This window comes from Polaribacter haliotis (assembly GCF_014784055.1).
In the GTDB taxonomy this organism is placed as follows: domain Bacteria; phylum Bacteroidota; class Bacteroidia; order Flavobacteriales; family Flavobacteriaceae; genus Polaribacter; species Polaribacter haliotis.
Genome location: NZ_CP061813.1, coordinates 1,826,601 through 1,846,989, shown reverse-complemented (window position 1 = coordinate 1,846,989; position 20,389 = coordinate 1,826,601). Strand labels below are relative to the sequence as shown.

General features: G+C 30.1%; 11 protein-coding genes. 5 read left to right on the top strand and 6 right to left on the bottom strand.

What is annotated here, in order from left to right:
* Both H9I45_RS07855 and H9I45_RS07850 read right to left on the bottom strand, forming a co-directional pair.
* On the bottom strand, positions 1-3,054 hold the full coding sequence (locus H9I45_RS07855; RefSeq protein ID WP_088355385.1) for a SusC/RagA family TonB-linked outer membrane protein: 3,054 nt from the start codon (positions 3,052-3,054) through the stop codon (positions 1-3).
* Positions 3,055-3,530: 476 nt separating this feature from the next.
* Positions 3,531-7,604 carry a hybrid sensor histidine kinase/response regulator transcription factor gene (locus H9I45_RS07850; protein WP_088355386.1) on the bottom strand — a complete coding sequence of 1,358 codons (4,074 nt, stop codon included), beginning with the start codon at positions 7,602-7,604 and terminating at the stop codon, positions 3,531-3,533.
* A gap of 221 nt (positions 7,605-7,825) precedes the next feature.
* Between H9I45_RS07850 and H9I45_RS07845 the strand changes: the two genes are divergently transcribed.
* From H9I45_RS07845 to kbl, 5 genes are all read left to right on the top strand, one after another.
* Entirely contained in the window at positions 7,826-9,196 is a 1,371-nt protein-coding gene (locus H9I45_RS07845; protein ID WP_088355387.1) for a Gfo/Idh/MocA family protein, read from the top strand.
* Positions 9,197-9,227: 31 nt separating this feature from the next.
* A complete protein-coding gene (locus H9I45_RS07840) occupies positions 9,228-11,078 on the top strand; it encodes a DUF3472 domain-containing protein (RefSeq protein WP_088355388.1) in 1,851 nt (616 codons plus the stop codon).
* A 219-nt stretch (positions 11,079-11,297) separates the two neighbouring features.
* On the top strand, positions 11,298-12,635 hold the full coding sequence (locus H9I45_RS07835) for a DUF3472 domain-containing protein (protein ID WP_176397607.1): 1,338 nt from the start codon (positions 11,298-11,300) through the stop codon (positions 12,633-12,635).
* Between the two features lie 231 nt (positions 12,636-12,866).
* Entirely contained in the window at positions 12,867-13,817 is a 951-nt protein-coding gene (locus tag H9I45_RS07830; RefSeq protein WP_088355390.1) for an NAD-dependent epimerase/dehydratase family protein, read from the top strand.
* 5 nt (positions 13,818-13,822) lie between these two features.
* Complete coding sequence (gene kbl, locus H9I45_RS07825; protein ID WP_191141252.1) at positions 13,823-15,016, top strand: glycine C-acetyltransferase; 1,194 nt, start codon at positions 13,823-13,825, stop codon at positions 15,014-15,016.
* Between the two features lie 89 nt (positions 15,017-15,105).
* Here the strand turns inward: kbl and H9I45_RS07820 are convergent, their stop codons facing one another.
* The 4 genes from H9I45_RS07820 to H9I45_RS07805 all read right to left on the bottom strand — a co-directional run bounded on the left by H9I45_RS07820 (position 15,106) and on the right by H9I45_RS07805 (position 20,359).
* The gene (locus H9I45_RS07820; protein WP_088354786.1) at positions 15,106-15,285 is read right to left on the bottom strand and encodes a hypothetical protein; all 180 of its coding nucleotides are present in this window, start codon (positions 15,283-15,285) and stop codon (positions 15,106-15,108) included.
* A 27-nt stretch (positions 15,286-15,312) separates the two neighbouring features.
* Complete coding sequence (locus H9I45_RS07815) at positions 15,313-18,000, bottom strand: DUF8693 domain-containing protein (protein WP_088354785.1); 2,688 nt, start codon at positions 17,998-18,000, stop codon at positions 15,313-15,315.
* Between the two features lie 110 nt (positions 18,001-18,110).
* Entirely contained in the window at positions 18,111-18,749 is a 639-nt protein-coding gene (locus H9I45_RS07810; RefSeq protein WP_176397586.1) for a carbohydrate-binding family 9-like protein, read from the bottom strand.
* Positions 18,750-18,787: 38 nt separating this feature from the next.
* Positions 18,788-20,359, bottom strand: coding sequence for a sulfatase family protein (locus H9I45_RS07805; RefSeq protein WP_088354783.1), 1,572 nt, complete (start codon positions 20,357-20,359; stop codon positions 18,788-18,790).
* Positions 20,360-20,389 lie beyond the last annotated feature (30 nt).

Here is a 20,389-nt window from a genome sequence, read left to right as displayed (position 1 = left end):
TTAAAATGTAAGTCTAAGACCAAAGTTATATGTTGAGATATTCGGATATACAGCACCATTACCATCACCTAATTCTGGATCCCAAAAATCCCATTTAGAGAAAGTTAATAAGTTTGTACCGTTAATAAAAATTCTAAGCTTTTTAAAATATTTTTCACTAACATCTTCTCCACCAACTAAAGTGTATCCAATTTCTGCTTGCTTTAATCTTATATAATCTGCTCTTTTCGTCCAGAATGTACTAGTAACATAGTTAGAAGTAAGAGTTTCGTTAGTTGATAATCTTGGGTAAAATGCATTTGGATTTGGATTAGCTTCTGTCCAACGATCTAATACGTTTGTATAAACGTTACCATAAGTTGGCCCTTGTACGAAAGGTTGTGTTCCAAAACCTGATGCATAATTAAAATCTACTTGTCCAACTCCTTGGAAAAATAAACTAGCATCAAATCCTTTAAAACCTCCAGCGAATGTTAATCCGTATGTAATTCTTGGAATACTACCTAAACCTATTGCTGTTTGATCATCACTATTAATTATTCCATCTCCATTTAAATCTTTATATCTAATATCTCCTGGTCTTGTATCTCCATTTTGTATAGCAGCATTATCAACTTCGTCTTGAGTTTCAAATAAACCTGTTGCTACATAACCAAAACGTTGACTAATAGGTTGTCCTATTCTATTTTGATAATCGTATCTAAAAGGAGGTAAACCGTTAAATACTGCTTCGTTTTTATTATAGTTAAAAGTTCCTCTGAAAGAGAAGAAATTATCCATAGACCAACGCTTATCGTAATTTAAAGTAATATCAATTCCTTTATTTTTTGTTTTACCAACATTACTTAAAGGAATATTACCTACAGTTAAACCAGAAGAATAAGGTATAACAAAGTTCTTTAATAAAATACCTTCTCTTCTTTCATTAAATAACTCAACAATTAAGTCTAAATCGTTATTTAAGAAACTAACTTCTATACCTAAGTTTTGTTTATAAGTAGTTTCCCACTTTGTATTACCTCCAATAAGCTGTTCGTTAAAACCAGTAAAACCTCTTGTTGCTCCAGGAGAACCAAAAGTATAACCACCTGAATCTCCTAAACGAGATAAGTATAAAAATCTTAAGTTAGGGTCTGAAACTGCTGCGTTTCCTGATTGACCAAAACTATATCTTAATTTCATGTAAGAAACAATATTTTCGATTGGTTTGAAAAATTTCTCGTTAGACACTAACCAACCAGCTCCAAATGAAGGGAAAAAACCATATCTCTCACTAGGAACAAATTGGTCTGAACCAGAATATGAGAAGTTTGCCTCAGCAAAATATTTCTCGTTATAACCGTAAGTAGCTCTACCTACATAATTTCTTTGACGAAATGGTAGTGATGCTACATAAGATCCTGGGTTTGCAATTCTAAAATCTGACTGATTGAATAATAAAAGCCCAGATACTTCGTGATTTCCAAAAGTTTGCGCATAATTCACAGCTGCCTCAGTATAAAATCTTCTATCTGAAGATGAAGAATTAGAAAAAGATAATTCCTCGTTTCCTGGAGAAGATACTTCTGTAATTAGGTTGCCATCTGCATCTCTACCTGTTGCATAATAGGTTTGTAAAAATCGAGATCTTCTGTTAGTGTTTGTTGCATTAATATCAAAAGCAAACATTCCTGTAGCACTCAGTCCATCTAAAATAAAGTCTAATTCTTGTGTTAAACGAATATTTGTTCTAAAACTATTTCTGTATACGTTTTGTACACCAGATTGAGTAAGAGCTTGAAAAGGGCTTTCTCTTGTACCTTGCAATTGTGGCCATTGTCCATTACTATATGTTCCTCCAGGAATAATATGTGGTGCTGTAGATGTTGTTAAATTAAACAATTCATTTACTCCAATTGCAGGAGCATTAAAATTGGTAACAAAACCGGTAATACCTAAATCTAATTTAGTAGATTTAGTTATATTAACATCTACATTACTTGTAAAATTAAATCTATCTAAGCTTAGTTTAGAGTTAAAATTATCTACATCTCCAGTTTTAAAAAGACCATCTTCTCCAAAATAACCAGCAGAGATATAATATCTTGCAGCTTCTGCTCCTCCAGAAACACTTATATTTAACCTCTTATTCGTAGCAAAATCTCTTAAAATAGTATCGTACCAATCTACATTTGGATACAAATCTGGGTCTGCTCCACTTGCTGTTAAATCTATTCTATCTTGTGTAAATGCAGGATTTTTACCTCTAGTTACTTGCGCTTCATTATATAATGTTTGAAACGTTGGTCCATCTATAAATTCTGGAAGTGCCGTGAATTTTGTGATAGCTTGATTTACTTCGACATTAATTATTGGTTTACCAACCTTACCTTTTTTGGTAACAATTAATATAACACCATTTGCCCCTCTAGTTCCATAAACTGCTGTAGAAGTTGCATCTTTTAAAATGGTAAAACTTTCTATGTCTTCTGGATCTATATTATTTATAGATCTATCTGGAACTCCATCTACAACTAAAAGTGGTCCTTGTGGGCTAGATGAAAATGTTGCAACACCTCTAATAAATAAATTAGCACCATTAGAACCAGGACCTCCTCCTCTTTCAGTAGAAACAACTCCTGATAGCCTTCCAGCAATAGCTGTAGTTAAATCTCTAACAGGTATTTTTAGTTCTGTTGCTTTAATTGAAGACTGTGCCCCAACTGCACTTTGCTTTTTCTGTTTACCATAACCTACCAGAATAATTTCATCTAATTGCGATGCAGAAGAAGTAAGGTAAACATCAATTACATCTTTCTGTTCGATTTTTACTTCTTTGTTCTCGAAACCAAGATAGCTGAAAACAATAATGTCTCCTACTTTAACATTAATTTCATAATTACCATCAAAATTGGTTGTTACACCTTTAGATGTACCTTTTACCTGAACGTTTGCGCTAGGTAATGGATAACCTGTATCTTTTTCGTATACAGAACCTCTAACAGTTTTTGTTTGAGAATAACCTGTTATTGTAAAAACAATTAAAAACAGGTAAGTAAATGTTGCTTTTGTCATAATTCAAATTTGATTATTTATCTAACTATTAAATATCCGTTTTAATTAAATATGTTTTCAAAATTCTTAAAAGCGGATATTTTTATAATTACAAATATTAGAATTTAACCCAATTTCAAAGGTTTAATTTCAACCAGAAAAAGGGGTTATTTTAAGAAATAATTAGCATTTGACTGTTTTTTACTCCTTTTTGATGAATTTAAATCCGACTAGAATTTGTTTGTAAAGTTTCTGTTTCTTTTATGTAATGAAGAAGATACTTGGTTTTAAGTGAAATAGAAGAATATTGTTCCAATATTGTTATTGTACTTAAATTTAAAATGTATAGGTTATTTATTTAGAATAAATAAGTTTCAAAATTTTTTAAAAAACTGTGAAGTATAGCTATGATGACTAATTTATAATCTTATCTCTTTTAGAAATGGCCAATTATACATTATGGATATAAATAGTTTTTATATTTATTTCTCTAGTTTCTAGGCTTCATTAAAGTTTTTGAAATCTATATTGTTTTTTTCTAAGAATTCTTCGATACTTTCTGTGGATGTTGCAGTGCTTTTAAACTCTTTTGGGCTCTTGCCAAACTGACTTTTAAAGCTTTTAGAAAAATATTTTGGATTGTTAAAGCCTACCATATATGCTACTTCAGAAATGTTGTAACCGTACTTTACAAGTATAATTGCACCTTTCTTTAAACGCATTTGGCGTATATAATCGATTAAGCTTAATCCTGTTAAATTAGAACATTTTCTATACAAACTAGAATGACTCATGTTTAGTTTTTCAGCTAAAGAATCCACTTTAAAATTGGCATCATTTAAATTTTCGTTTACAATTTTATTTAAATTCTCTAAAAATATTTCGTCTTGCGATTGCTCTAATTTTATAGAAGGTCTGCTAATTAATTCTTTTCGATATTTAGAAATTATAGAGTCTTTTGAGTTTATAATATTATTTACTTTTAAAAGAAGTTCGTTGGTGTTAAATGGTTTATTTATGTATTCTAAAGCTCCTGCTTTTAAACCTGTAATTTTAGATTGTGTGGAGTTTTTGGCTGTTAATAAAATAACAGGTATATGCTTTGTTAAATTGTCTTTATTTAATGCTTGGCAGAGTTCGATTCCGTCCATTTCTGGCATCATAATATCGCTAATAATTAAATCTGGAATATTGTTTTTAGCGTAATAAAAACCCTCTTTTCCATTTTCTGCTTGTAAAATATTGTATTGATCAGATAATAGGTCTTTTATAAAATTTTGAAGCTCGAAATTATCTTCAACAATTAGAATTGTTTTATTACTATTAGGATCGCTGTTTTTCTTTAAAACAACTTTATTATCCTTGTTGGTAATGTTAGCTTCATCAATAACACCAATCTTTTTACTTGAAGTTATTTTTTCTTCGTCTGTATAATTTTCTTCAGAAATAGAAATTTTTAATGTAAAAGTTGTTCCTTCAGATTTAGAACTATTAACTTTTATTTTTGCTTTGTGTAAATCGACTAATTCTTTTGTTAAAGCAAGTCCTATACCAGTTCCTTTTGCTTTTGTTTTATTTTTTGATCGATAAAAAAGCTTAAAAATATCTTCTAAATCGCTCTTTGGTATACCTACTCCAGAGTCTGAAATAGAAATTTTAATATTGTTTTTCTTATCTACAGGCTTAACAATTACTTGAATATTTCCTTCAACTGGTGTAAACTTAAAAGCATTGCCAATTATATTATATAAAATATGTTCTAATTTTTCTTTATCATACCAGGCACTTTCAATATTTTTTGGGCAGTTTACAGAGAAATCTATTTTTTTACTTCTCGCTATTTCTTTAAAGGATAAGCAGATGCTGTTAATGTCTGTATATAAATCGTTTTCTGTGACAGATAATTTTAGTCTTTTTAAATCTTTGTTTTTTACAAGAGTTAATTCTTTCGCAATTCGAGAAAGTCTTACTGCATTATTTCTAATAATATTTAAACGTTCTTCTAAGAGTAAGTTTCCATTCATCTCTGCTCTTTTTAACATGTCTTCTATTGGACCAATAATAAGTGTAATAGGGGTTTGAATTTCATGAGACATTTTTGTGAAAAAGTTCATTTTTTCCGAATGAAGTTCTTTTTCTTTTCTTCTACTTATTCGATTTATTAAAAACTTTTTTCTAAGTCCATACCATTTAAAAAAAACTAAAACAAGTAAGGTAAAAAGTAGTAGATAAATTAAACATGCCCACCAAGTTTTCCAAAAAGGTGGTAAAATATTTATATGGATATTATTTTTTAATGTTGCAGTTGTTTGGTTTATTTCCTTTGCTTTAATTTCTAATGTATATGTTCCATCTGGAATATTGGTATAAGTGGCTATACCTTCAGAATATGTTGTTTTCCATTCTTCTTCAAATCCTTTTAATCGATAAGAGTATAAAAAATTAGGATTTAAAATATTATCGATTGCTGCGAATTTTACAGAAAATGAAGATTGATTGTTTTTAAGTGTTATTTCTTTAAAATCGTAATTGTTAGAAGAAATTTGATTTGGAATAATATCTCTAGCTGGTTGATTTAATATGGTAATATCTGAGATAGATAATTGCGGATGCGCAACCATTTTTTCTAATTTTAAAGGATTAAAGTAATTTATTCCTTTTTCTCCTCCAAAATATATATTTCCATTATTTGTTAGTGTACTTCTGTAGAAATATCTATTTTCCTGAAAACCATCTGTAGAGTAGTAGGATAATATTTTTTTTGTTTTGGAATTAAAGTGATGAACTCCTTGGATAGAACTCAGCCAAAAATTTTCTCTATCTAAAGTATTTATTGCTGTGAAATTAAGTGTTTTATTTTGGTAAGAATCTTTGAAGTCTTTAAACTCTTTCGTTACTGTATTAAATAAAATTAACTTTAGCTTCTCGTTTATAAACCAAATTTCGTTTTTCTTACCTAAAACCATGTCTATTACACGAATTTCTCCGTTAATTTTACCGTTATCGAAATTTGCAAAACGAGATTCTTGCAGGTTTTCTGCTTCATCAAATCTGAATAAACCACCAAACTGTTGTCCAAACCAAAGTACATTATTCTCGTCTTCGAGTGCTGTTTCTATACTAAAACCATCAAGTCCATTTTCTCTATTGTTAAAACTTGCAATTAATTTTTCATTTTTATCATATACATTTAAAGCAACATTAGAACCTACCCAAATACGACCTTTAGAATCTTTAAATGTTAATCTTACGTCAATCGCAAACTGATTTTGTTTATTTTTTAATGGTATTTTTTTAAAAGATTTTGAGCGGGTATTATATTTCCAAATACCATTTCGATAAGTTCCAAACCAAATGTTTCCATAATCGTCTTCTGTAATACATTGTACATAGAAGTTATTATTAATATCATTAAAATATTGTTTAGATTGTTTGTTGTTTTTAAGTTCACTCAAACCATTTCCATCTGTACCTACCCATAGAGTACCGTTTTTGCTTTTATGTAAACTTAATACTCGTGTTGTTCTTTTATCTGCAGAACCAGGAATAAAATTTACTGTTGGGTTCGTTTTAGGAATAACGTTTATAATTTGAAAATTGCAGACAATCCAAATATTATTATTAAGATCTTCGCTAACACTTAAAATAGTGTTACTGCCCAATGTAAATTCTGAAGGGTATGTGTGTTTAAAAACTTCTACTAATCCTGTTTTTGAATCCATTTTATACAAACCTCCACCATCTGTACCAGCCCAAATAATGCCAAAACTGTCTTTAAAAATACTTATAAAAAGTTCTTTATCTAATTTATTAACGGCACCTTTTAAAAATTTTTTTTCAATAAACTTGTTTTCTTTTGTGTCATAAATAAAAAAACCTTGTGCATCTGTACCAATCCAAAGTTTGTTATAATTGTCCATTTGAAGAATTGTATTTACTTCAAAATCAATAAACCCATTTACTAGTTCTTTTAAATTTTTAGAGTTTTTATTATATGTGTAAATTTTTCCGGAATTATCAGATATAAAAAAAGTAGTATTCCCATCAAATTCTAAATCAAGTATTCGTTTATCTGTTCCATTAATATTAGGAATTGTACATATATGTTTAATATTTTCATTAAAATAGGTGTAAATTTTTCCGCTATTAGAACCTAAAATTAACCCATTATCTATAGGTTTTATTGTTCTTATTTTTTCATTTAATAGCTTGTAAATAGGAATAAAAACCCCTGTTTTAGAATTGTATTTAGACACTAAACCTTCAAGTGAACGTATCCAAATATTATGTTCTTTGTCTGAATACATTTCATAAACCCTATCTGAAGAAGAAATTTCTGGAAATACATCTGTATTTTTTATTAAAGTATAAGAATAGCCATTGTATTTTAAAATACCTAGAGAATTTGCCATCCAAATATTACCTGTTAAGTCATTAGAAACACTACTAATAGCTATCTTTTTATTATTATAAACTGGATTTATATTCTTAATTTTTATACTATTCTGTGAAAAAAAGTAAGTCGAAAAAAGAAGTAAGATTATAAATAATGGAAGTGTTTTTATATTCATAACAATAGTAATTGTATAAAGATTTTATTTTATAAATATATTGTTTTTTTATAATTTCTGTGACTAAAGTGAAAATGACTTCGGTCTAAATTCTTCAAAAAGGGGTGATAATTAATCATAATATTAGAATTGACCTTAAAATTTGCCTTTTTGAAGAATTTATCTCAAATAATAATCGATTTAATATCAAATTTGTAAAAAAACAATTTCAAAATATAAATATGGAATCAAATTCAAGAAGATCTTTCCTAAAGAAAACTGCTGTAGTAGGTGCAGGAATTTCATTAATGCCAAACTTCGCTTACGGAGCAAATTTTAATAATAAGAAAGAGATATTAAAAGTAGCATTTATTGGAGTGGGTTTAAGAGGTATTGGTCACTTGGCAAATGCATTAAAAAGAAAAGATGTAGAGGTAACTGCAATTTGCGATATTGATCCAGACAGAATTAAGGTTTCTTTAGAAAGAATTAAAAAAGCTGGTTTTAAAGCGCCAAAGGTATTTGGAAAAGGAGAACATGACTATAAAAATTTGTTAGCTTTAGAAGAAATTGATGCTGTTATAATTTCTACACCTTGGTTGTGGCATACAAAAATGGCTGTAGATTCTATGAAAGCTGGAAAATATACTGGTTTAGAAGTTTCTGCTGCAAACACCATGGAAGAATGTTGGGATTTAGTGAATACTCACGAAGAAACAGGTTCTCACTTAATGATTTTAGAAAACGTAAATTATCGTAGAGATGTTTTAGCGGTTTTAAACATGGTAAAACAAAATGTTTTTGGGGAAATGTTACATTTTAGATGTGGTTACAAACACGATTTAAGGTTTGTGAAATTTAACGATGGTAAAACTGGATATGGAAAAGGAGTCGAGTTTGGTGAAAAAGGTATATCTGAAGCAGCTTGGAGAACACAACATTCACTTCTTAGAAATGCAGATGTGTATCCAACACATGGTTTAGGTCCAGTTGCTACAATGATAGATGTAAATAGAGGAAATCGTTTTGTATCAATTAGTTCTAACGCAACAAAAGCGATAGGATTAAATAAATATATTGTAGAGAATGGAGGTAAAGATCATCCTAACGCAAAATTAAAATGGAAGCAGGGAGATATTATTACTTCAACCATAGAAACTGCTAATGGAGAAACAATTATTGTAACGCACGATGTAAATTCACCAAGACCATATTCTTTAGGTTTTGAAGTTCAAGGAGCACAAGGTATCGCAGAATTCGATTTTCATACCCAAAGAATTCATATAGAAGGGAAAACAAAAGCACATAATTGGGAAGGTATGGACGAATGGTTTAAAAAATACGATCACCCACTTTGGAAAAAATTTGGAGACTCAGCAACAGAAGCAGGTCATGGAGGAATCGACTTTTTCGTTTTAAATGCATTTGTAGAATCTGCAAAAGAAAATATTGCACCACCTATGGATGCTTATGATGCAGCAGCTTGGAGTGCAGTTACCCCTTTGTCGGAAGTTTCAATTGAAAATAATGGAGAAGCGCAAGATTTCCCAGATTTTACAAGAGGAAATTGGATTAAAAGAAAACCATATAATTGGATGAAAAGTTCTTTTTAGTAAATAAAATAAATTAATTAAAAAAATTACTATGATAACGAACAAATCTAAAAATTTACAGTTTTTTCTTTTTGTAATATTATTATTAAATACAACACTATATCTTTCTTCTTGTTCAAGTAAAGGAACTGTGGATTCAGTTCCAGTAGAAGTAGCTCCTGAAGGTGGAGATTCAGATCCAGCTCCAACAAGATTAAGTCTTACAAAAACGGTTCCCATTGGTTCTAATAGCTGGCTAGTTGGAGATCCTGAAAAAGATAGAGATATTATTTCTAAAGAAGGTATACATAATTGGCAATCTTTAAACGATGTAATTAACACTTATGTAAAGACAGGAAGTGGAAAATTAAATGTTGGTTTAAAAATGAAATCTTCAGATGGTGAATCTAAAATTAATGTAACAATAAATGGAGTTACAAAAACCATAGATATTAAAAATACAAGCTACGAAATTGTAGATGTAGGAATTTTTGATGTTACTGAAGGGTATGTGAAAATTGAAATTCAAGGAAATAGTAAAAAAGGAACTTATATTGGAGACATTAATGAAATTCTTTTTGGAGGAACAGCAGTAGCAACAACTTTAAATTTTGTGCCAGATACTAACGATTATTTTGGTAGAAGAGGGCCATCTGTACATATGGGCTACAAACTTCCTAATGGAAAAGATACAAAATGGTTTTATAACGAAGTTACTGTAACAGAAGGACAAGATAAATTAGGAACTTTCTTTATGGTAAATGGACATTCAAATGGGTATTTTGGAATGCAAGTAAATTCAAGTACAGAAAGACGTGTGTTATTTTCTGTTTGGAGTGCCTATGTAACTGATGATCCAAATCAAATTCCTAAAGACTATAAAGTAACCAATTTAGGAAATGGACCAGGAGTAACAGTACAAGATTTTGGTAATGAAGGGTCAGGATTGCAAAGTTTTAAAAATGCAAATTGGAAAGCAGGAACTACTTATAAGTTTTTATTAAAAGGAGAACCAGCATCTGTAGAAGGTTCAACAGATTATACTGGTTACTTTTTTGATCCAGAAGTAGGAGAATGGGAATTAATAGCTAGTTTAAGAAGACCAAAAACAACAACTTATATAAAAAGAACACACTCTTTTTTAGAGAATTTTATTCCAAGTACAGGTAATCAGGAAAGAAAAGTAAAGTATGGAAATCAATGGGCTTATACTACAGAAGGAAATTGGATAGAATTAAATGAAGGAACTTATACTGCAGATGCTACAGCTTCAGAAGGAGATAGATTCGATTATGCAGGAGGTACAGAAGGGAATTCTTTCTATTTAAGAAACTGTGGTTTTTTTAATGATAATGTAACACCAAACACATTATTTACTAGAAGTTTAAATGGCACTGCACCAATTATAGATTTCTCTAAATTACCTGTACCAACGATTCTTGCAACACCCAAAGATGTAAACATATTAAATAATTCTTCTTGGACATTAGATAGTTTTAGTACCCAAGAAGATAAAGGTGGAGAAGGGAGTACAGGAAGAGCTGCAGATATTATTGATGGAAAACTAGATACTTTTTGGCATTCTTGTTGGAGTGGAGGTTGTGTTGCAACTGCACCTCATAATCTAATTGTTAATATGGGTTCTGAGCAAACTGTAGAAGGATTACAATTCTTTCAAAGACAAAATTTATCGAGAACTATAAAAACATTAGATATAGAAATAAGCTCAGATAAAACCACATGGACTTCTTTAGGGAGTTTTACGTTAGAGAATTCTAAATTAGCACAAAATATAGATTTTAATGCGCCTAAAACCTTCAGGTATTTTAAAATTATTGCTCGTGCTTCTCATGATGGTACAGAAAACGCAGCATTAGCAGAAGTAAAAGCATATACATATTAATAACACCAATTATTTTGAATTAGTTTGGTTAGGAATAAATCGATAAGAAGTTATTGGTTTATTCCTTTTTTTCTAGAGATTAAAAAGACGTTTTCGCAAAATTATACTCCTTTTCTGATGAATAAGTCCCTCATTTTATAATAAAAATATCTCAATTTTGTAGAGAAGTTTATTTCAATAATCAACAACCAGAAATTTTAATATATTATGAATAATGTAATGAATAAAAAAAACAACGTTAGAAAAGTGTTTTTTACGATGTTTATATTACAAATTATACTATCTAACTATTCTTGTTCAAATGTGGCAAAGAAAAATGCGACATTAGATACAGTTTTTACAGCAAGTGTTCCAATAGCTTCTAATAGTTGGATTGCTGGAAATAACCCAGAAAATGGTAACATTCTTACAAAAGAAGAAATCCGTAATTGGACTTCTTTAGACGATGTGCTTAACACCTATGTAAGAACAGGAAGTGGAAAATTAAACGTTGGTTTAAAAATGAAATCTCCTGATGGGAAATCTAAAATGAACATAACTGTAAATAATGTTACAAAAACAATAGAGGTAGAAAATAAAGAGTACCAAACTATAAACGTAGGAACTTTTAATGTTGATGAAGGATATGTAAAAATCGAAATTCAAGGAAAAGAGAAAAAGGGAAACATAATTGCAGATATAGACGAAGTACTTTTTGGAGGTACAGCCGTTAAGAAAACTTTAAATTTTGTACCATCTAAAAATCATCATTTTGGTAGAAGAGGCCCTTCTGTACATTTTAATTACAACCAACCAAAAAGTGGAGAAGTGGAGTATTTTTATAATGAAATTATAGTTCCAGCTGGAGAAGATAAATTAGGCAGCTTTTTTATGGCAAATGGACATGCACAGGGTTATTTTGGAATACAAGTAAATTCTAAATCAGAAAGACGTGTATTATTTTCTATTTGGAGTGCTTTTGTGACAGACGATCCAAAACAAATTCCAAAAGATTATACAGTAACAAGTTTAGGAGGTGGAGAAGGAGTAATTATTAAAAATTTTGGAGGAGAAGGTTCTGGAATTCAGTGTTTTAAAAATGTAAACTGGAAAGTAGATACAGCCTACCGATTTTTATTGAAAGGAGAACCATCTTCTGTGGCAGGATCTACTGATTATACTGCCTATTTTTATGATCCATTAATTGGAAATTGGCAAATAATAGCGAGCTTAAGGAGACCAAAAACATCCACACATTTAAAAGGGTTGTATTCATTTTTAGAGAATTTTTATCCAAGTACTGGAAACCAAACAAGAAAAGTTAATTTCGGAAATCAATGGGTTTATACCACAAATAAAGAATGGTTAGAAATTACAGAAGGAACATTTACTGCAGATGCCACAGCAAATGCAAATGAAAGATTAGATTATGCAGGGGGAGTTATTGGAAATAAATTTTTCTTAAAAAACTGTGGTTTTTTTAATGAAAATGTAACTCCAAAAACAAATTTTTCTAGAGAAGCAAATGGTAAAGCACCTAATATTAACTTTTCTAAGTTACCAAAACCTATCCTTTAAAACAAAGAGCAATAAAAATTAGTGTTTGAATTAGTTTTATTAGGAATAAATTGATGAAAAAATATCGATTTATTCCTTTCTTTTTAACCATTTTATCTAAACAAACCAAAATACTTTTAATTGACAAATTAATGCACCTCTTTTGATGAATAAAACATCCATTTTAAATTGAAATTAAATGGAAATTTGTCCTTAAAATGTACATAATTATTCATAAAATAAATTACGGTTATGATTAAAATTTTAATAACTGGTGCAGGAGGTCAGTTAGGATCTGTATTAACGAAAGAATTGCAACAAAAATTTGGCGAGCAAAATGTAATTGCCACAGATTTGTTTGAAAAACCAAATTTCATTGGACATTTCGAACAATTAGATGCTACAAATTACAAAGCGATGGAAAAAATCGTAACCAAAAATAAAATAACCCAAATTTACCATTTAGCAGCAATTTTATCTGCAAAAGGAGAAGAAAACCCGCTAAGAACTTGGGATATTAATATGAAATCTCTTTTTAATGTTTTAGAAATTTCTAGATTAAATGGAGTAGATAAAGTATTTTATCCAAGTTCAATAGCTGTATTTGGTGATAAAATAGAACGAGAAAACACACCACAAAATCCAAATTTAACACCAACTACCGTTTACGGAATTAGCAAAAGTTCTGGGGAGAATTGGGGGAATTATTATTTCGAAAAATATGGATTAGATGTAAGATCGTTAAGATATCCAGGAGTTATTGGTTACCAATCCTTGCCTGGAGGAGGTACTACAGATTATGCTGTAGATATTTATCACAAAGCAGTTAAAAAAGAAAAATTTAGCTGTTTTTTAGAAGAAGATACTATATTGCCTATGATTTTTATGGAAGACGCAATTAGAGCTACATTAGAATTAATGGATGCTCCAAAAGAAAGAATTTCTATAAGAACTTCTTATAATTTAGCAGGAATGAGTTTTAATCCAAAAGAAATTTTTGAAGCAATAAAAAAGATATACCCAGATTTTGAAATAAGTTATAAGCCAGATTTTAGACAAAAAATAGCAAGTTCTTGGCCACAAAGTATTAACGATACAAATGCAAGAGTAGATTGGGGCTGGAAACCAGTTTACAATTTAAATACGATGTCTAAAATTATGATTCAAAAATTAGAAGAAAAGTATAAATTAGTAACAATTTAAAAAATATGTACGGAAAAATAAAAGAGCAATTATCGCAAGAACTTCAAGAAATAAAAGATGCAGGTTTATACAAATCTGAAAGGATTATAACATCATCTCAAGATGCAGTTATAAAAATATCCACTGGAGAAGAAGTTATAAACTTTTGTGCGAATAATTATTTGGGCTTGTCTAACAATCCAGAAGTAATTCAGGCTGCAAAAGACACCTTAGATTCTCACGGATTTGGAATGTCTTCTGTTCGTTTTATTTGTGGTACACAAGATATCCATAAAAAGTTAGAACAAAAAATTGCAGATTTCTACACCACAGAAGATACTATTTTATACGCAGCAGCATTCGATGCAAATGGAGGCGTTTTTGAGCCTTTATTAACAAAAGAAGATGCAATTATTTCCGATAGTTTAAATCATGCTTCCATTATAGATGGCGTTCGTTTGTGTAAATCTGCCAGATATCGTTACAATAATAACGACATGCATTCTTTAGAAGAACAATTAATTGAAGCGAATAAACAAAATCACCGTTTTAAAATTATTGTTACAGATGGTGTTTTCTCCATGGATGGCATTGTTGCGAAATTAGATGATATTTGCGATTTAGCAGATAAATACGATGCTTTGGTTATGGTTGATGAATGCCATGCAACAGGTTTTATAGGAAAAACAGGAAGAGGAACTGTGGAGCTTAAAAACGTAATGAATAGAGTAGACATCGTTACAGGAACTTTAGGAAAAGCGCTTGGAGGAGCAATGGGTGGTTACACCACAGGAAAAAAAGAGATTATTGAGATTTTACGACAACGTTCTCGACCATATTTATTTTCAAATTCATTAGCGCCAGCAATTGTTGGAGCTTCTTTAAAAGTTTTCGATTTAATTTCTAATGATACCACTTTAAGAGATAAGCTAGAATGGAACACGAATTACTTTAGAACAGAAATGGAAAAAGCAGGTTTCGATTTGGTTGGAGCAGATGCAGCAATTGTACCAGTAATGTTGTATGATGCACAATTATCTCAAACAATGGCAAATAAGTTATTAGAAGAAGGTATTTATGTAATTGGATTTTTCTTTCCAGTAGTTCCAAAAGAAAAAGCAAGAATACGAGTACAGTTATCTGCAGCACATACACAAGAACATTTAGATAAAGCGATTTCGGCTTTTAAAAAAGTTGGTATAGAGTTAGGAGTAATTTAAAAACAATCAGTTTAGATATTAAATAATAAAAAAGGACTTAAATAATTTTAAGCCCTTTTTTTTATTGTTATTTTTTTAAACATTAGATATTAAAATCCTGCTCCAGGGGCTTCAGGACTTTGTGCTTGTGCTTTCTGCGGATTTAATATCATATAAGTTCCTAATGCAGTTAAGGCTGCATATTTTCCGTAACTTCCTATTTTTTTAAGAGCGTCTTTACGAGAAATTTCTTGAGTATTATCTTGTGTATTTTCTATTTGTTTTTTCATGATGTTTTATATTAAAAGTTCTCGATATTATTCTAAAATTATTTTTTTATTCAACTTTCCAGCTTTAGAAGTCAATTGAACGATATAAATTCCTTTTGCTAATTTAGGTAAAGCGATTTCTTGAGTTCCATTATAATCAAAAGAAGATTGCATTACTTTTTTTCCAATAATATTAAATAATTTTATAGTTGATTTTCCTTCTTGTAAACCAACGATTTTTAGGGTAGATAAACCAGATTTATAAATTCTTACATTTTCTAATATAGCATTATCATTTACGCTTAAAGCTTTTTGTGCAGTATGTAAGAAGAATCTACCAGTACCATTTAAAGCTTTTGATAATGTTACTTTATAAACTGTATTTGCTTCATCTAAACGTGTAAAGGTACTATTAATTCTATCTTCTAAAAATACTTTTAAATCTGATGGTAAGTTTGAAGCTTCAGCAGAAAAAGTAATTTCTCTAGCTGTTGTTTTTATACCAATAGGTATTATCATAGATTCTAAATCTGAATTTGGTAAAGATTGTATTTGATATTTTTTTTCTTGATTACTTTTTAATAATTGAGTGTACAATTCAAATGAGTTTGGTACACCCCCAAAAACTTCACCATCAGAACCACTATCAAAACTTTTTGTAGCATTATCATCATAATTAATTTTGGCATACCTATTTGTAGTTCCGTTATCAACTATCAATTTAATTGCTGTTTTAGAACTTCTTTGAAAAGTATCTGATCCATTATGTTGTTGGTTATTTTCAGCAAAAGTTAAGGTACCACTTTCAGCAGGATTAACTTGCACAAAAAATGCTTGTCCTGGTGCAATTATAAAATTTGTAGTAGAAACATAAGAATCGTAAGAATTAGAACTATCATTCCAAATCCAAATCATTTTATTAGCAGATAAAATGGCATTATTATCTAAAAATGATTTGCTACTAATATATGCTGGAAAAGGATTTCCCACTAATTGAAAACCATCTGTGGCTCTTGTTAAAGTTGCTGTTTCTACATCTGCAAGGTGTAAATTACCATTAAAAGAAACATTTCCTGTTGAGCTTCTTTTTATAGAATATCCTTGTCCTTTAGCAAAGGTTGCAGTTTCTGTGTTTTCAAAATAATCCCAAATATTTCCATTTTCGGTATATGTTGCAACTCCTTTTCTTGTAAGTGAGCCGCTTGCTATTGAGTTTCCTGATATAAAAGTATCATTTAAAGCTTGATTTAAGACTGGAGAAGAAACTAAATGCCATCCTTCTAAATTATCTATAACAGGATTTCCTGTAGGAGTTGGTGTAGTTAATTGTCTTTTGTAAGTTATATTAGATGTTATTGTTGCTCCATTTGTTACCAAACTTGCTCCATCTTCAATAGTAATATTATTCGCTACTAATGTTCCAGTTATTGTTGGGTAATTTGCTAATCCAGAAGGAAAAACATAATTATTTGTTGTTGTTACTGGAGCCGCTTTTGTATTCCAGTTTGATTCTGCAGTTAAAACTGCACTTGCACCATTCCAAACATTTATAATTGGTGTTTCTTGGGCTATAAATTGTAAATCAGAAATGTAAAAAGTACCATTTCTATTTGAACTTGAATATGCGCTTGTACTACCCTGATAACGAATTGCAAAGGTTACAGTTGAACTGCTAGTGTAAGCACTTAAATCTACAATACCTTTTACAAAAGTTTGATCATCGTTTGTAGAATTACCAAATTTTCCAGAATGTAAAGGAACTGTAGTCCAAGTTGCTGTACTTGCATCACCTGCATAATCTGTAGAAACTCTAGCAGTTATTGTGGCAATATCTCCTTGTGCAAATCTTCTTTGTGTCCAGAAACTTGCGTAGACAAAATCATCACTTGGGTTAATTTCTGTATTTGAACTCGTTAAGTCTAATGTTGTAAAAACTGCATAAGCATCTACTGCAAAATTAGTTGTGCCATTATCTCCTCTTGTTGAAATAGTTTTTTGATTTCTAACAGTTCCGTTTGGAATTCTATTTGCTTCTCTATCAATAGAAGGATCAAAAAGGTTATTGCTATCTGCTAAATCTGGTATATCATTAACTCTGTTTAATATATTTGCAGGAGCAGTATGTCCTCCATCTGTAATTATTTTTGCTTCAAAACCTCTAGCAGTAGATGCAAATCTAAAATCTTCTGAATAAACGATAGTTCTTGCTCCTACAGTATCTCCATTTAAATTTACATTATCTACTCTAAAATCACGAGCAGGATTGCCATCATCATTTCTTATAAAACGTAATTCTAAAACATCTCCAGCGTCAGTTGAAACAGCTGTATAACTAAATACAACAGACTCAATATCGCCGTTATTCATTTGAGTACCTGCATCAATATAAACTGCCAGTTCTGTATTATCAGTTTTGTTGTGTAAAGAAACTCTTACCTTAACAAAGGATCCGTTTGCATTATACAATGCACTATTAATAGTATAATTTTTACCTTCTTGCATAGTGCCATCAAAAGTAAAAACACCTCCTTGTCCTACAACTGTACCCACACCATTAAAGTTTAATGCGCCATCACTAACTCCATCTCCATTGTCTGCATCACCAGTAACTTTAAGTATATTTAAATCTCCTTCTGGAGACCATTTCCCTGCAGGTTGTATTTGTGCAAATGTTATACTTCCAATAAAAAGAAAAGCAAGTATTGCAAATGCTTTTTTAATTGTAATTTTTTTCATCCTGTTAAGTTTTAAATTAATTAGGATAAAATTACTGTGGAATCAAATTTATTTGAGGTGGTTAGCAATTCAAAAGAGGTGGGTTATTTGTTCTTTTATTGTGTATTTTGTTAATTTTCAAGGGTTAAGATACCGAAAGAGGTTGGTGTGTGAAAATTAGGTGTTTCTGTATTGGGATCAATCCAAGGAATCCAAGTTGGCTTAAATGACTTGTCTTTTTGTTGATTGTACTTTGCTCTGTAAATGCCTGTTTCTAATTTTCCTTTCTTTAAAAGATTTAGATTTTTTAAAGATTGAAGTGTAATTGCAATTTCGACTATAAAATAATTAGCTTCAATTTCTGATTTTACTTCAATATCTTTTGAAGGCCAATTCCAATTAAAGTCGAAATTTTTATTTGGTTTTGCTTTAAAATCCATTATTCTTCCAAGTGGATCTATCTCTAAACAATAATAAGGATTTAGAAAAGCATCACTTCTAAAAAACAATTCTACTCTGTCTGAATTATTTATACTATCATTTTTATCTTCTGCAGGATGAATATATACGTGATTGTCATCAACCTTAAATTGAAAAAATATTTTTTCTGAATTATGAACTGCTTTAAATTCTATTTTTTTAATAGGATTATTATCCCAAGGAGAAGAAAAGTCTGTTATGCTACTTGCTTTTTTCCAAATGGAATGATTACCTTTTCCAGAAAGAATAATGTCTTTGTTATCAATTTTATGTACGATGTATGTTTTCAATACTTGTATTTTATATACTAATTTTAAAAGTGATGTTATTAATTCAAATTAACCTCATGCTGATTCTTAAAACCGTTTTTCTTTATATTAAACAGTTTTTCTCTTAAATCTTTTACTTTTTCTGGATATTTTGATGCTAAATTATTTTGCTCATTTATATCTTCTTTTAAATGATATAATTGAGGTTCCGTTTGAAAACCAGTTTCTATAATTGGACCCCAAGGAACTAATTTTGGACCATCTAAAGGTTCTATATATTTCCAATCTCCTTCTAAATAAGAAACTGGTCCCATAAAACTTTCTTGTACAATTGCAGTTCTTCCAATTTTATTATCACCTAAAAGAACATCTAGTGTATTTTTACTATCAATTACATCATTTTTAACTTTTTCTATTCCTGTTAAAGCAGCAAAAGAACTTAAAAAATCAACCTGACTAACCAACGCATTAGAAACTGTGCCTTTTCCTTTTCCATTTGGCCAACGAATAATTAATGGAATTTTAGTTCCTCCATTGTAAGCACTATATTTTCCACCTCGTAAACCAGCTGTTGGTTTGTGGTTTCCTAATAATTCTCTTGCTTGATCTTGATAACCATCATCTACAACTGGGCCATTATCACTCGAAAAAACGATAATTGTATTGTCTAATAAATTTTGTTCTTTCAACGTTTTTACAATTTCATTTACTGTCCAATCTAACTGTAAAATAACATCTCCTCTTGGGCCTAAACCACTTTTACCTTGAAACATTTTATTAGCAATTCTTGGTACGTGAATATCGTGTGTTGATAGCAATAAGAAAAAAGGTTGATTTTTATTAGAATTGATGAATTTTTTAGATTTATCTACCAATTCCATTGGTATCGTTTCATCATCCCACAAAGCAGTTTTTCCACCAGTCATGTAACCAATTCTACTAATTCCGTTTACAATTGTGTTGTTATGACCTTGCGAGGTTTTCATTCTTAACAACTCCGGATTTTCTTTTCCTGTTGGCCAATCTCCAACTTTTTCTGTATAATTTACGGTTATAGGGTCTTTTGGATCTAAATTTACAATATGATGATTTTCAACAAAAACACAAGGAACTCTGTCTCCAGTTGCAGGAATTAAATACGAATAATCAAACCCAATTTCTAATGGACCTGGACTGATTTTTCCGTTCCAATTTGGGCCATTTTCGTCTCCTAAACCTAAATGCCATTTTCCAACAATTCCTGTTAGATAACCCGCTTTTTGTAAAACTCCAGGTAAAGTTGTTCTTTTTGTATCTATTAAAAGCGACTCATCGCCTTTAGCAACTCCAGTTCCTTTTTTTCGCCAAGCATAGTTTCCAGTTAACAAAGAATATCTGGAAGGTGTGCAAGTTGCAGCAGTTGCATAGGCGTTTTTAAATAAAATACCTTCAGATGCCAATTTATCTATTGCAGGAGTTTTAATTTCTGTTGCACCATAAGCACTTACATCTCCATAACCTAAATCGTCTGTATAAATGAAAACAATATTTGGTTTTTTGATTTTACTTTTAGCAATTTTTTCTTCTGATGATTTGTCTTTGCAACTTAAAAAAAAGCACAAAACAAAAATAAATTTAATTGTCGATTTCATAATTTGGATTTAAACTTACAAAATTTTTAA